Below are 13,324 nucleotides of genomic sequence, written 5' to 3'. Positions count from 1 at the left end.
TGGGGATCATGAGCGGCAAGCGCGGCCTGATCATGGGCTTGGCCAACGACAAGAGCCTGGCCTGGGGCATCGCGCGGGCGCTGGCCGAACAGGGGGCGGAACTGGCGTTCAGCTATCAGGGCCCGATGATGGAAAAGCGGGTGCGGCCGCTGGCGGAATCGCTGGGGGTGGCGCCGCTGTTCGAATGTGATGTGTCCAGCGCGGACAGCATGGATGCCTGTTTTGCTGGGCTGGCGGCGGAATGGCCGACCATCGATTTCCTGGTTCACGCCATCGGCTTTTCCGACAAGAACGAATTGCGCGGCCGCTATGCCGATACCAGCCTCGACAATTTCCTGCTGACCATGAATGTCAGCGTGTACAGCTTCACCGCTGTCGCCAAGCGTGCCGCCGCGATGATGCCCGACGGTGGCAGCCTGCTCACGCTGAGCTATTATGGCGCCGAGAAGGTGATCCCGCATTACAATGTGATGGGTGTGGCCAAGGCGGCGCTGGAAACCAGTGTGAAATATCTGGCGATGGACCTCGGGCCACAGAATATCCGCGTGAACGCCATTTCCGCCGGGCCGATCAAGACGCTGGCGGCGAGCGGGATCGGCGATTTCCGCTATATCCTGAAATGGAATGAACTGAATTCGCCGCTGCGCCGCAATGTGACGATCGACGATGTCGGCGGCGCCGGCGTGTATCTGCTGTCTTCGCTTGCCAGCGGCGTGACGGGCGAGATCCACCATGTCGATGCCGGGTACAACGTGATCGGCATGAAGGCCGAGGACGCGCCGGATATCGGGTTGGAAAAGTGAGCCTGAACACATTCGGCCATCTGCTGCGCTTCACGACCTGGGGGGAGAGCCACGGGCCGGCCATTGGCGCCGTGCTGGATGGCTGCCCGCCCGGGATCGAACTGGCGGCGGGCGATATCCAGCCCTTCCTCGACAAGCGCCGGCCGGGCCAATCGAAATTTACCACGCAGCGGCAGGAGCCGGATGAAGTGCGCATCCTGTCGGGTGTGCATGATGGCCGTACCACCGGCACGCCGATCAGCCTGATGATCGAGAATGTCGATCAGCGTTCGAAGGATTACAGCGAGGTCGCCGCCAAATATCGGCCGGGGCATGCCGATTATGCCTATGACGCCAAATATGGCCATCGCGATCCGCGCGGCGGCGGGCGATCGTCGGCGCGCGAAACCGCGAGCCGGGTGGCGGCCGGTGCCGTGGCCCGAAAGATCATTCCGCAGGTGAGCATCACCGCTTTTCTGGTTGAAATCGGCGGCATCGCCATCGATCGCAGCCGGTTCGATTGGGCCGAGATCGCCAATAATCCCTTCTGGTGCCCGGATGCCGAGACGGCCGCCGTGTGGGCCGAAACGCTGGACGCGGCGCGCAAGGCCGGTTCGTCGCTGGGCGCCATCGTGGAATGCGTGGCCACCGGCGTGCCGGCCGGCTGGGGCAGCCCGCTCTATCACAAGCTCGACGCGCAACTCGCCAGCGCGGCGATGAGCATCAATGCGGTGAAGGCCGTGGAAATTGGCGACGGCTTTGCTGCGGCGCGGCTGCGCGGCGAGGAAAATGCCGACCGGATGCGGCCGGGAACGGAAGGGCCGGAGTTCCTTTCCAACCACGCCGGCGGCATCGCGGGTGGCATCTCAACCGGCCAGCCGATCGTCGTGCGCATGGCGCTGAAACCGACCAGCTCGATCCTGACGCCCGTTGAAACCATCACCGCCGATGGCCAGGCCACCGAGATCGTCACCAAGGGCCGCCACGACCCTTGCGTCGGCATCCGCGCCGCGCCGGTGCTGGAAGCGATGGTGGCGCTGGTGCTGGCCGATGCGATGTTGCTGCAACGCGGGCAGGTGGGGCGCTAGATATTCCTCCCCTGGAAGGGGAGGAGCTTAGCCCAGTTCGCTGCGCGCCTTTTCCCAATCGCGCCCGTCATAGGCGCGGATCACCGGCACCACATCATCGACGCCATCCAGCGCCCGCCAGTTCACCGAAAAGCCATCGGGGTGGGACCGCGGCACATAGAAACTCTTGATGCCGCAGCGGCTGCAAAACAGATGCCGCGCCGTGCCGGTGCCCCAGCGATAATCGGTCAGCGCATTGGCGCCCTGCAGCAGCGTGAAATCATCGGCGCTGGCGATCAGGTGCAGATAGCCGGTCTTGGCGCAAATCGAGCAGTTGCAATCCAGCAATTCGGGCGGATCGACAAAGCGCACCGTGAAGCGCACCGCGCCGCAGTGGCAACCGCCTGCAACTGTCCGCATCATGCCCGCATCATTGGGGCAGGGTCACGTCTGCGAGTTGTGGATCGCGCGTCCCCACCCGAGCCGCCAGCACTTCAGCCAGGAACACGCCCTTGTTCACCGTGCTGGTGCGCGGATCGCCGGCCTGGCTGCGGATGGCCGGATCGGGATTGTTGGCGCCGGCGCGATCGAGCAATTGCTGTTCGGCCTGGCTGCGCGGCGGCGGCTTCACGCCGGGGCCGAACAGCGCCTCCATCGCTGCGGCCTGGGCATCGACCCCCAGCGCGCGCGGCGCGCCCGGCCGCGGCGGCGCCAGCGCATAATCGGGCGGCACCACCAGCGGCGCCGAGCGCGCGATGGCCAGTTCATCGGGACCACGGCCCGAAAGCCGGTTGCCCTTGCCGCCGCAAGCGGTGAGCGTGACGGCCAGCAGGCCCAGAACAAGCAAGTTACGCATCACGGGCTTTCCCATCCTTGGTATCGGTAGACGCAAATACGGCACGCGCCAGCAGCAGGATCACCCCCAGTGTAATCGCGGCATCGGCAAGATTGAAGACATAGAAACTATGTTGTTCCCAGAAGAAATGCAGGAAATCGACGACATAGCCGAACCGCACCCGATCGATGATGTTGCCGATGGCGCCGCCGAGCACCAGGCCGAGCGCCGCGATATCAACCGGGTTCTTCTCGCGCCGCAGCCACATCGCCACCGCCAGCGCGATGCCGGCGGTAACGGCCGTGAGCAGCCAGCGCGCCAGATCGGTATCGGCGGCCAGCAGCCCCATCGAAACGCCGATATTGCCGACAAACGTCAGCCGGAAAAAGGGCAGCACATCGATCCCGCCGATTTCGGGCAGGCGGATGATGTTCAGCACCCAGTATTTGCTGATCTGATCGAGGATCAGCACGATGGCGGCGAGGGCGTAACCGCGACTAGGCATGAGGAGCCTTTGCGATCACCGTTTCACCCACCACGCCCGCACAACGCCCGCACAACATGGTTTCCGCCGCCACATCAGGCAGCAATCGCCAGCAGCGCGCGCATTTGTCGAGATCGGCCTTGGCAACGATCAGCGCCTCTTCGCCGCCGTGGGTCAGCGTCACTTCCGACACCAGCAGCAGTTCGGCGAGATCGAGGCCGGCCAGCGCAACGATGCGCGTATCATGGGTGGTGGTGATGTCGATGCGGGCTTCCAGAAAGCTGCCGATGGTCTTGGCGCGGCGCAATTCCTCCAGCTTCAGATAGGCTTCCTCCCGCAACTTGCGAACAAGTGCGAACTGCGCATCCAGCGCCTCGTCGCGCCACGCAGCGTCGATGTCCGGCCATTCCAGCAGATGCACCGAGCCTTGATCGGGATAGCGCGTGCCCCACACTTCCTCGGCGGTGAACACCAGCACCGGCGCCAGCCAGCGGGTGAGCGCGTGGAAGCTGATATCCAGCACCGTGCGCCAGGCGCGGCGGGTGGTGGCGGCGGGCGCGTCGCAATATAGACTGTCCTTGCGGACATCCATCGCGAAGGCCGACAGTTCGTTCTGCACGAATTCGGTGATCAGCGTGGTGTAGCGGTTGAAATCATAGGCGGTGGCAGCGACGCGCAGTTCATCCGACAGCACGGCGAGACGGTGCAGCACCCAGCGTTCCAGCGCCGGCATATCGTGCACCGGCAGGCGCTCCGCTTCATCCCAGCCCTCAAGTGCGCCCAGCAAATAGCGGAAGGTATTGCGCAATTTGCGATACTGGTCGGCCACGCCTTTCAGGATTTCATCGCCGATGCGGTGATCCTCGGTGAAATCGACCGACAGCGCCCACAGCCGCAGTATGTCCGCGCCATAGACTTTCATGATGTCGAGCGGATTGATGACATTGCCTTCGGACTTCGACATCTTGCGCCCGCTGGCGTCCATGGTGAAGCCGTGGGTGAGGATGGCGTTGTACGGCGCCCGGCCGCGCGTGGCGCAGCTTTGCAGCAGGCTGGACTGGAACCAGCCGCGATGCTGGTCGCTGCCTTCCAGATACAGGTCGGCGGGCCATTGCAGTTCCGGCCAGCGCCCGGATTCGAGCACGAAGGCGTGGGTGCAGCCGCTGTCGAACCACACATCCAATATGTCGGTGATCTGTTCGTAATCATCGACCTTGTCGCCGAGCAGTTCGGCGGCGAATTCCGGCGTCCAGGCATCGACGCCCTGTTCGCGGAAGCGGGCGATGATCTTGGCGTTGATGGCGGGATCGACCAGATATTCGCCGGTCTTGCGGTTGACGAATAGCGTGATCGGCACGCCCCAGGCGCGCTGGCGGGACAGCACCCAATCCGGGCGGCCCTCGACCATCGCTCCGATGCGATTGCGGCCCTTGTCCGGCGTGAAGTGTGTCGCGGCCAGCGCCGCCAGCGCCGTCTGGCGCAAGCTCTTCCCCTCCCCTTCAGGGGAGGGGAGCGGCGTATCCATCGGCACGAACCACTGCGGCGTGCAGCGGAAGATCACCTTCTTCTTCGACCGCCACGAGTGCGGATAACTGTGCTTGAAATCAGCCGCGCTCAGCAACGCACCGGCGGCACGCAGATCGCTGCAGATCGGGCCATCGGGGGCGTTGAGCGCTGGGTTGATGACGTTCTTGGTTTCGCCGCCCAGCCACAGCCAGTCGGCGCGGTAACGGCCATCGCCTTCCACCGCGAACACCGGATTGATGCCGTGCGCCTTGCACAGCGCAAAATCATCCTCGCCATGATCGGGCGCCATGTGGACGAGGCCGGTGCCCTGATCGGTGGTGACGAAATCGCCGGGGAGGAACGGGCGGGGGCGGGTGAAGAAATTGTCCGCACCCTCCTCACCGTCACCCCGCGCTTGACGCGGGGCTTGGCTGCCTTCTGTGGCGTCCGAAGAAAAGCCAAGGCCCGCATCAAGTGCGGGCTGACGGAAGTGGTTGGCCATTGGGTGGCGCGCGACGGCGCCGGCGAGTTGGCTTCCCAAGCCGTGCCACAAGATTTCAGCATTGTGTTCTGTAACGCCCGTGCGGTTACAAAACTCTGGCAACAGAGGTTTTGCCACCAAAAAAGCACGCTTCAATAAGTTTTCAGGCTGAGAGTATAGTTTCCCGCTACTTTCTTCGTAGCCCGCCCATCCGCGCGCTAGGATCAAAAGATATTCCACCTCCGGCCCATAGGCGATGCCCTGGTTCACCGGAATCGTCCACGGTGTCGTCGTCCAGATCACCGCAAACGCCCCCACCAGTTCCGGCGCGTTCGGCGCTTCGACAATCTCGAACGCCACATCGATCTGCGTCGAGGTGATGTCGTGATATTCCACCTCGGCATCAGCCAGCGCGGTCTTTTCCACCGGGGACCACATCACCGGTTTGGCGCCGCGATAGATCTGGCCCCGTGTCGCGAATTTCAGCAGTTCCGACACGATGGTGGCTTCCGCCTGGAAATCCATGGTCAGATAGGGTTTTTTCCAATCTGCGTTTATGCCCAGCCGCTGCAACTGCCCGGCCTGCACATTCACCCAATGCTGCGCGTACGCCCGGCATTCGGCGCGGAATTCGGCGGCCGGCACGGCATCCTTGTTCTGCTTCTTGGCGCGATAGGCCTCTTCCACTTTCCATTCGATCGGCAGGCCGTGGCAATCCCAGCCGGGCACATAGGGCGCATCCTTGCCCAGCAACGTCTGCGTGCGCACCACCGCATCTTTCAGGATATGGTTCAGCGCGTGGCCGATATGCATGTCGCCATTGGCGTAGGGCGGGCCATCGTGAAAGATGAACTTTTCCCGCCCGGCGCGGCTCTCGCGCAACTGCGCATACAGGTCCGCCGCCTGCCATTTCGCCAATATCTGCGGCTCACGCTCCGGCAGGCCGGCCTTCATCGGGAAGTCGGTCTTGGGCAGGAAGACGGTGGCGCGGTAATCGGGAGTGGTCATGGTGGCGGCTTTAGGGGACGGTGCGGGCGCTGTCACGCCTTCACCGCTCCCCCAGGGGGAGCGGTGATTCAGCCGCGCAGGATCTTGCGCGCCGCCACCACGTCGGCGGCAATCTGCGCCTGCAACGCCTCCAGCCCAGCCAGTTTCATTTCGGGGCGCAGATAGGCGACCAACTCCACGCGCAGCACCTGGCCATACAGATCGCCGCTCCAATCGATCAGCCAGGTTTCCAGCAACTCAACTGGCGGTTCGATCATCGGGCGAATGCCCAGATTGGCCACACCCGGCACGCTTGTGCCATCCGGCAGGATCACCCGCACCGCATAGACGCCGTACGCGGGCCGCACATAATCCCCCAGCACCATGTTCGCGGTCGGAAAACCGATGGTGCGGCCCAGCTTGGCGCCATGTTCAACCACGCCCTGAATGGTGAATGGCCGTGTCAGCATGTCGGCGGCCACGCCCGGCTGGCCAGCGCGCAGGGCAGCGCGGATGCGGGTGGAGCTGATGGTGCCGGCGCCATCCTGCACCGCATCGACCACCCGCGCCGCATAGCCATTGGCCAGGCCGAGCCGCGACAATTCGGTGACATCGCCAGACCGGCTCTTGCCGAAGGTGAAATCGCCGCCCGTCACCACGCCGGCAACACCCAGGCGGGTGAACAGCCATTGATCGACGAATTCTTCGGCCGACAGCGCCGCCAGCGCGCGATCGAACGGCATCACCACGGCGCCGTCCATGCCGAACCTGTCGAACCAGTGGGCGCGCTGCGCTATGGTGGACAGCGCAAACGGCGGCGACGAGGGCTGGAACAATCGCGCCGGGTGCGGATCGAAACTGGCCACAAGTGCGGGCCGACCCAATTTGTGCGCCCAATCGCGCGCCGCGCCGACAACCGCCTGGTGGCCGGCGTGAAAACCATCGAAATTGCCCAGCGCCACAATGCCGCCACGCAGCTGCGTGGGCAGGGGAGCGCCACCGGTGATCAGGTCCATAGGGCGCGCTTAGCGGGGCGCCAAGCCGGCGGCAAGCAGCCGCGCCGCATTGCCGCCCATCACTTTGGCGATATCGGCCTCGCTCATGCCCGCCGCCAGCAGCGCATCGGTGACGGCAGCGATATGCGCGGCATCGAAGCCCACGGTGACGGCGCCATCATAATCGCTGCCCAGGCCGACATGATCGATGCCGGCCACCTGCGCGGCGTGCAGGATCGCCTTGGCCGCGGCCAACGGGGTGGGCTGGCAAATGGCGGCATCCCAATAACCGATGCCGATCATGCCGCCATTGGCGCCAAGCGCCCGCAATTGATCGTCGGTCAGGTTGCGCGGGGTGTCGCAGGTGGCCTTCACCCCGCCGTGGGAGACGACGACCGGGCGCGTCGCGATGCGCAGCACATCGGCCACCGTGGCGGGGCTGCTGTGGGCGATATCGACGATCATGCCGCGGGCTTCGGCTTCGCGCACCACCTGTGCCCCGAACGGGGTCAGGCCACCCTTCCTGATACCGTGCATCGATCCGCCGACTTCATTGTCAAAGAAATGCACCAGGCCAATCATGCGGAATCCGGCGTCGTGCAGGCGGGCGACGTTGCCGATCTTGCCTTCCAGATTCTGGCTGCCTTCGGTGGAGAGCAAAGCGCCGGTCACCTTGGTGCCGGCGGCGCGATCGGCGAGCAGGCGGTTCAGATCGGCCGGCGTCTTGATGATGCGCAGGCGGCCTTGCGCGCGGGTTTGCGCGTCATGCAGTTTCTGCGCATGCCACAGCGATCGTTCGAGCAGGCTGGTCCAGGTGCGCGGCGGCTGCAGCTGGCCGATGGTCAGCAGGGTGATATTGTCGGTATCGCCCGAATTGCTGTCATAATTCTGGTTCTTCGGCGTCTTGGTGACGCTGGAAAACACCTGCAACGCGACATTGCCGGTTTCCAGCCGCGGCAGATCGACATGGCCGCGATCCGCGGCATCAAGCAGGTCGCGCTGCCACATCAGCGTGTCGGCGTGCAGATCGATCACGGTCAGGCGGTTGTGCAGGGCCCGGGCCGACGGTTCGACCGGCCAGTTGGCGCCGGTGCTGCGGTTCATCGAATTTTCGGCGATGCCGGGGACAAAGCCGAAGAAGCCGATGGCGGCCACCACCAGCAACAGCCCCAGGCCGATCAGGATCTTCTTCATGTCACCCCCGCCTGCCCGTTCAGCGCCGTTCCAGCGTGACAAAGGCAAAGCCCGGTTTGTCAGGTTCCGGGGCGTGCGTCACCCGGGCAATTTCCTGCCATCGCGCCGGATCAAAGGCGGGCAGGAAAGTATCGCCATCGGGCTCTGCATCGATTTCGGTCAATTCGATACGGGTGGCGATGGGCAGGGCCAGTGCATAGATTTCGGCGCCGCCAATGATCATCACATGGCCGCGGATACGGGGATCCAGGCCAGCGGCGGCGACGGCCTCGGCCAGATTGGGCACCACGGTGACGCCCTCGGCGCGCCAGTCGGCCTGTCGGGTGAGCACGATGTTCTGGCGGCCGGGCAGCGGCTTGCCGATCGATTCAAACGTCTTGCGGCCCATCACGACAGGCTTGCCGACGGTTATCGCCTTGAACCGTTTCAGATCCGCAGACAGGTGCCAGGGCATCTTGCCATCAAGCCCGATGACGCCATTTTTCGCGCGGGCGACGATCAGGGTGACGTCTAGGGTCATATATTTTCCTTCCCCACCCCCAGCCCCTCCCCTGAAGGGGAGGGGAGCGTTTTGCGCCAAGCACTTTCTGCCGCCCTCCCCTTCAGGGGAGGGGCTGGGGGTGGGGAAGTCGGAGCCGGCCCACTCATACCGCGACCGGCGCCGCAATGTGCGGAAGCGGATTATAGTCTTCGACCAGGAAATCACCCAGTTCATAACTGAACAGATCGTCCGGCTGCCGCGCGAAGGACAGTTGCGGGAAGGGGCGGGGGGTACGGCTCAGCTGCTCCGTCACCAGATGTTCGTGATTGAGATACAGATGACAATCGGCGCCCATCCACGTCAGCATCCCCGGCGCCAGCCCGCACTGCTGCGCCAGCATGCGGATCAGCACCGCCGCTTCGAAGATGTTGAACCCAAAACCCAGACCCAGATCGCAACTGCGCTGATAGAGAATTCCCGACAAGCGGCCGTCTGCGACGAAATATTGATAGGTCATGTGGCAGGGCGGCAACGCCATGCGGTGCAATTCCGGCACGTTCCAGCCGGTAAAGATATGGCGACGGCTGGCCGGGTTGGTTTTCAGGCCGTGCACCAGTTCGGAAAGCTGGTCGAACGGCGCGTCGGCGCGGAACGAACCATCTTCATTGGCGGCATAGCGCGGCCAGCGCCGCCATTGCACACCATAGATCGGGCCCAGATCGCCCCAGCGCGCGGCGAAATCATCGTCGGCGATGATGCGCGCTTCGAAATCGTCGCGGCTGATCGCGTCGCCGCTGGCCTTGCGATAGGCCTCCAGCGGCCAATCCGTCCAGATATGCACGCCTTGCGCCACCAGCGGCCGAATGTTCGATTCGCCGTTCAGGAACCAGATCAGTTCGCGGATCGCCGATTTCCAAAACACCCGCTTGGTGGTCAGCAACGGCACACTGCCATCCGACAGATCGAACTTCAGCATCTCCCCGAACAGCGCGCGGGTGCCGGTGCCGGTGCGATCGCCGCGCACCGCGCCGTGGCGCCAGACGCGGTCCATCAGGTCAAGATATTGGGCTTCGCCAGTCAGGGTCATTGCCCCTTGTCAGGGATATGGCGAACCGTCGTCAACTGTTGCGTTGGTATCGGCATGGCAACGAACGAAACACCCCGCTTTGGAACTGCAACCCATGGCTCCAGCCATGATATCCAGGCCGTGGCCGGCATCTGGCGCGACGGCCATGGCCCGGCGCTGGCGCTGCGCACGCGGGGCCGGGGCAGCGACCATGCCGCGATCCGGTCGGCGATGTGGCAGGATCGCAAGCGCGTGCTGATCGATCGGCTGGGCTGGGATCTGCAATCGCCCGATGGATTGCACGAACTGGATCAATATGATGGCGACGACACGCTGTATCTGATCGTGCACCAGGCCGAAACCGGCCGGCATCTGGGTTCGGTGCGGCTGTTGCCCAGCACCGGGCCGCATTTGCTGGGGGATGTGTTCGCGCATCTGTGCAGCGACGGCGTGCCGGTGGGGCCGGACGTGTGGGAAATCACCCGCCTGGTCACCGCGCCGGAGCTGAGCCGTGCCGAGGCGTTGCAGGTGCGCCGGCAATTGTCGGTGGCCTTGTTCGAACATGCGCTCGGCGCCGGCATCGCCCGCTATACCATGGTCACGCATCTGCCCTGGCTGCCCAGCCTGCTCAGCATCGGTTGGGATGCCGAGCCATTGGGCATGCCGCATGGGACGAGCAATGATGCGGTCGCCGCGCTGCAGATCTTGGTCGATGCCAGCACGCTGGCGCGCCTGCGCGGCGCGTGGCTGCTGCCGGATGCGGTGCTGCCGGAACAGACCAATTGAGATCGACAAGGCGTGTGCCGGCGTTCTGACCCTGCGCCGGCCATGTTCATGTCGAGGGTGCTCCGGCTTGCCGCCCTGATCCGCAAACGGCCCTCCCCGTCTGCAGAACCTTGGCCTCGCCGGGGCACCCACCCCCCGATTGCCCCCCTATGACCGCGGCCGATCTGCTGCCGATCTGGCATGTCGCGCTTGGCGAAGCGCTGCTGCTGGTGGCGATGCTTGTGGCGATCAACGGCCTGGATGATCTGGCGATCGATCTGTTGTGGCTGCGGATGCCGGCGGCGGCGCGCGCCGGGCGTCTGCCGCCGGCGCCAGAACTGGGGCCAGCGCCGGCCTTTGCCATCTTCATCCCGGCGTGGGACGAATCGGCGGTAATCGGCGCGATGCTGCGGCGCTTGCTGGCCGGCCTTGATTGGCCGGATGTGCGCGTGTTCGTCGGGCTGTATCGCAATGATCCGGCCGGGATTGCTGCCGTTATGTCGGTGGCTGATCCGCGCCTGCATGTGGTGATCGGCCCGGCGCCCGGCCCGACCACCAAGGCCGATTGCCTGAACGGCCTGTGGCAGGCGCTGCTGGCCGACGAAGCCGCGCGCGGCCGGGCCTTTGCCGCCATTGTGCTGCACGATGCCGAGGATGTGGTGCACGCCGGCGAATTGGCGGTGTTTGCCCGCCATCTGCCCGGCCATGCCATGGTGCAATTGCCGGTGATCCCGCTGCCCGACGAACGCAGCCCCTTGATTTCCGGGCATTATATCGACGAATTCGCCGAAAGCCACGCCAAGGATCTGCTGGTGCGGCAATGGCTGGGCGCCGGACTGCCTTCGGCCGGCGTTGGCACGGCCTTTTGCCGGCACATGCTCGGCCGGATCGCGGCGCAGCGTGGCGGCCTGCCATTCGACGCCGACAGCCTGACCGAGGATTATGAACTGGGCCAGCGGCTGCATGCACTGGGCGGGCGCGGCGTGCTGGTGTGGGAGCAGGTTGGCGGCGCCCCAGTCGCCACCGCCGAGCATTTTCCGGCCGATTTCGAGGCGGCGGTACGGCAGAAGGCGCGCTGGCTGGTCGGCATCGCGCTGGCGGGTTGGGATCGGCTGGGCTGGCAGGGCGGCCTGGCGCAGCGCTGGATGCTGCTGCGCGATCGCAAGGCGCCGCTGATGGCGCTGGTGACGCTGGCGGCCTATGTGCTGCTGCTGCTGCTGGTGCTGGATACCGCGCTGCGCATGGCCTGGCCGGCAGCGGCGCAGATGCCAAAGGTCGCCAGCGGGCCGCTGCTGCCCTTGCTGTGGATCAACTGGCTGCTGCTGTGCTGGCGGCTGCTGTGGCGGGCGTGGTTTACCTGGCGCCTGCACGGGATTACCGAGGCGCTGCTGGCCAGCCCGCGCGCGGCGGTGGGCAATTTCATCAACGCGGCCGCAGCGCTCAGGGCGCTGCGACGCTATGCGGCCGCACTGCGCGCCGGGCAGCCGCCGGCGTGGGACAAGACCGTGCACCGTTTCCCGGGGGCCGCGTGACCGGCAGGGCAGCGCCCCGTGGTCGGCCGATCCGGGCGATGCTGGGCCTGGCGGCATTGTTCGCCTTGTGGATGGGCTGGCGGGTGCCGTTGATCGCCGCGCAACTGGGTGAAGCAACGGCAGTGCTGGCGCGGGCCGAAGCGCCAACACCGCCAGTTCCGGACGCTGGGCCGATGCCGATCTATGTGTCGTCATCGCTGTCGCCTGGCCCGGCCGCGCGTCCGTTGCGGCGCGCGGCGCAACACCGCCAATCGAAATCCAGGCCAGCGCAAGCGGCCATGCTGCCGGCAACAGCGGGCTTCATTATCGCGCCAGAACTGGCGGCAACATCGCCGCGAACGCCGCCTGCTGCACCGGCGCCGGCCGCGGCCGATCCCGCCGTCCGCCTTGCACAGCAAGCCTATGACCGGTTGCGCGCTGGCCAACGCCGCGAGGCTGCCGCGCTGTTCGATGCCGCGCTGCGTCTGCAGCCAGATAATCAGCAATGGCAGGCCGATCGCGCCAACATTGCCCGGCGCTGGCAACTGGGCGCCTATTCGCTGCTCCGCGACGGCGGCAGCGCGGCCGCGGCCGACAATCCGGTGGCCAGCCCGGTGCTGGGCGGCGGCCAGATTGGCGGCAGCGTCGCGTTCGTCATCGATCCCTACGCGCGTCGCCCGCTGGCGCTGGTGGCGCGGGCGAACATGGCCGCCGATCCAGCCGGGCTGCGCACCGAAACGGGCCAGGTGGCGCTCGGCATCCGGCAGACGCTGGCGCCAGGCGTGTCGATCGCCGCCGAACGCCTGATCGCGCTGGGCACTGGCACCCGCAGCGACTGGACCTTGCGCCTTGCCGCCGGCGGCGCGCGCGGGCGGTTCAGTGGTTATGGGGAGGCTGGCGTGCTCGGCAACGGCCAGGCTTATGCCGGCGCGCAAGCCGCTGCGCGTTTGCTGAACATCGGCCCCGCCAGCCTCAGCGCCGGAAGCTGGGCCAGCCTGCAAACCGGCACGCCGAATGTGTGGCGCGCCGATCTGGGGCCATCCGTTTCGGTGCAATGGCAGGGCGTGCGGCTGCAGGCCGATTGGCGGCAACGCGTCGGCGGCAATGCAGCGCCCGGCAGCGGCCCTGTGGTGACCATTTCGACCGGGTTTTAGCGGCAAGCATATTTAC

Annotated in this window: 13 protein-coding genes; 5 read left to right on the top strand and 8 right to left on the bottom strand. The window is 65.6% G+C overall.

Going from position 1 to position 13,324, the window contains the following annotated elements:
* Nucleotides 1-8 precede the first annotated feature (8 nt).
* Nucleotides 9-803 carry an enoyl-ACP reductase FabI gene (fabI, locus tag ACTIEZ_RS10020; RefSeq protein WP_439546535.1) on the top strand — a complete coding sequence of 265 codons (795 nt, stop codon included), beginning with the start codon at nucleotides 9-11 and terminating at the stop codon, nucleotides 801-803.
* Nucleotides 800-1,870: a chorismate synthase gene (aroC, locus tag ACTIEZ_RS10015; RefSeq protein ID WP_439546534.1), complete on the top strand. Its 1,071-nt coding sequence runs from the start codon at nucleotides 800-802 to the stop codon at nucleotides 1,868-1,870. The genes fabI and aroC overlap by 4 nt, the downstream gene beginning before the upstream one ends.
* A gap of 27 nt (nucleotides 1,871-1,897) precedes the next feature.
* On the opposite strand, the gene ACTIEZ_RS10010 is transcribed toward aroC, so the two are convergent.
* The 8 genes from ACTIEZ_RS10010 to thyA form a co-directional block, all read right to left on the bottom strand.
* Nucleotides 1,898-2,272 carry a GFA family protein gene (locus ACTIEZ_RS10010; protein WP_439546533.1) on the bottom strand — a complete coding sequence of 125 codons (375 nt, stop codon included), beginning with the start codon at nucleotides 2,270-2,272 and terminating at the stop codon, nucleotides 1,898-1,900.
* Nucleotides 2,273-2,279: 7 nt separating this feature from the next.
* The gene (locus tag ACTIEZ_RS10005) at nucleotides 2,280-2,705 is read right to left on the bottom strand and encodes a DUF3035 domain-containing protein (RefSeq protein ID WP_439546532.1); all 426 of its coding nucleotides are present in this window, start codon (nucleotides 2,703-2,705) and stop codon (nucleotides 2,280-2,282) included.
* The gene (gene lspA, locus ACTIEZ_RS10000; protein WP_439546531.1) at nucleotides 2,698-3,189 is read right to left on the bottom strand and encodes a signal peptidase II; all 492 of its coding nucleotides are present in this window, start codon (nucleotides 3,187-3,189) and stop codon (nucleotides 2,698-2,700) included. The genes ACTIEZ_RS10005 and lspA overlap by 8 nt, the downstream gene beginning before the upstream one ends.
* Nucleotides 3,182-6,163 carry an isoleucine--tRNA ligase gene (gene ileS / locus ACTIEZ_RS09995; protein ID WP_439546530.1) on the bottom strand — a complete coding sequence of 994 codons (2,982 nt, stop codon included), beginning with the start codon at nucleotides 6,161-6,163 and terminating at the stop codon, nucleotides 3,182-3,184. Before ileS ends, lspA begins: the two co-directional genes overlap by 8 nt.
* 68 nt (nucleotides 6,164-6,231) lie before the next feature.
* Complete coding sequence (locus ACTIEZ_RS09990) at nucleotides 6,232-7,158, bottom strand: bifunctional riboflavin kinase/FAD synthetase (RefSeq protein ID WP_439546529.1); 927 nt, start codon at nucleotides 7,156-7,158, stop codon at nucleotides 6,232-6,234.
* A 9-nt stretch (nucleotides 7,159-7,167) separates the two neighbouring features.
* Nucleotides 7,168-8,331 carry a dipeptidase gene (locus tag ACTIEZ_RS09985; RefSeq protein ID WP_439546528.1) on the bottom strand — a complete coding sequence of 388 codons (1,164 nt, stop codon included), beginning with the start codon at nucleotides 8,329-8,331 and terminating at the stop codon, nucleotides 7,168-7,170.
* Between the two features lie 19 nt (nucleotides 8,332-8,350).
* Entirely contained in the window at nucleotides 8,351-8,851 is a 501-nt protein-coding gene (locus ACTIEZ_RS09980; protein WP_439546527.1) for a dihydrofolate reductase, read from the bottom strand.
* A gap of 124 nt (nucleotides 8,852-8,975) precedes the next feature.
* Nucleotides 8,976-9,899 (bottom strand): thymidylate synthase, encoded by a 924-nt coding sequence (gene thyA, locus ACTIEZ_RS09975; protein ID WP_439546526.1) that lies wholly within the window; start codon nucleotides 9,897-9,899, stop codon nucleotides 8,976-8,978.
* A 54-nt stretch (nucleotides 9,900-9,953) separates the two neighbouring features.
* On the opposite strand from thyA, the gene ACTIEZ_RS09970 reads away from it, so the two are divergent.
* From ACTIEZ_RS09970 to ACTIEZ_RS09960, 3 genes are all read left to right on the top strand, one after another.
* A complete protein-coding gene (locus tag ACTIEZ_RS09970) occupies nucleotides 9,954-10,664 on the top strand; it encodes an acyl-homoserine-lactone synthase (RefSeq protein WP_439546525.1) in 711 nt (236 codons plus the stop codon).
* Between the two features lie 149 nt (nucleotides 10,665-10,813).
* Nucleotides 10,814-12,175, top strand: coding sequence for a glycosyl transferase family protein (locus ACTIEZ_RS09965; protein ID WP_439546524.1), 1,362 nt, complete (start codon nucleotides 10,814-10,816; stop codon nucleotides 12,173-12,175).
* On the top strand, nucleotides 12,172-13,308 hold the full coding sequence (locus tag ACTIEZ_RS09960; protein WP_439546523.1) for a hypothetical protein: 1,137 nt from the start codon (nucleotides 12,172-12,174) through the stop codon (nucleotides 13,306-13,308). The genes ACTIEZ_RS09965 and ACTIEZ_RS09960 overlap by 4 nt, the downstream gene beginning before the upstream one ends.
* The last annotated feature ends 16 nt before the right edge of the window (nucleotides 13,309-13,324 follow it).

This window comes from Sandarakinorhabdus sp. (assembly GCF_051860625.1).
Lineage (GTDB): Bacteria > Pseudomonadota > Alphaproteobacteria > Sphingomonadales > Sphingomonadaceae > Sandarakinorhabdus.
Note: the sequence above shows the minus strand (reverse complement) of the source record. Positions and strands in the feature narration are given on the sequence as shown.

Coding starts and splice junctions, on each gene's coding strand:
- ACTIEZ_RS10010 (WP_439546533.1), bottom strand. CDS start 2,272: ATGATGCGGACAGTTGCAGGCGGTTGCCACTGCGGCGCGGTGCGCTTC.
- ACTIEZ_RS09990 (WP_439546529.1), bottom strand. CDS start 7,158: ATGGACCTGATCACCGGTGGCGCTCCCCTGCCCACGCAGCTGCGTGGC.
- ACTIEZ_RS10005 (WP_439546532.1), bottom strand. CDS start 2,705: ATGCGTAACTTGCTTGTTCTGGGCCTGCTGGCCGTCACGCTCACCGCT.
- ACTIEZ_RS09970 (WP_439546525.1), top strand. CDS start 9,954: ATGGCAACGAACGAAACACCCCGCTTTGGAACTGCAACCCATGGCTCC.
- ACTIEZ_RS09980 (WP_439546527.1), bottom strand. CDS start 8,851: ATGACCCTAGACGTCACCCTGATCGTCGCCCGCGCGAAAAATGGCGTC.
- thyA (WP_439546526.1), bottom strand. CDS start 9,899: ATGACCCTGACTGGCGAAGCCCAATATCTTGACCTGATGGACCGCGTC.
- fabI (WP_439546535.1), top strand. CDS start 9: ATGAGCGGCAAGCGCGGCCTGATCATGGGCTTGGCCAACGACAAGAGC.
- ACTIEZ_RS09965 (WP_439546524.1), top strand. CDS start 10,814: ATGACCGCGGCCGATCTGCTGCCGATCTGGCATGTCGCGCTTGGCGAA.
- lspA (WP_439546531.1), bottom strand. CDS start 3,189: ATGCCTAGTCGCGGTTACGCCCTCGCCGCCATCGTGCTGATCCTCGAT.
- ACTIEZ_RS09985 (WP_439546528.1), bottom strand. CDS start 8,331: ATGAAGAAGATCCTGATCGGCCTGGGGCTGTTGCTGGTGGTGGCCGCC.
- ileS (WP_439546530.1), bottom strand. CDS start 6,163: ATGACCACTCCCGATTACCGCGCCACCGTCTTCCTGCCCAAGACCGAC.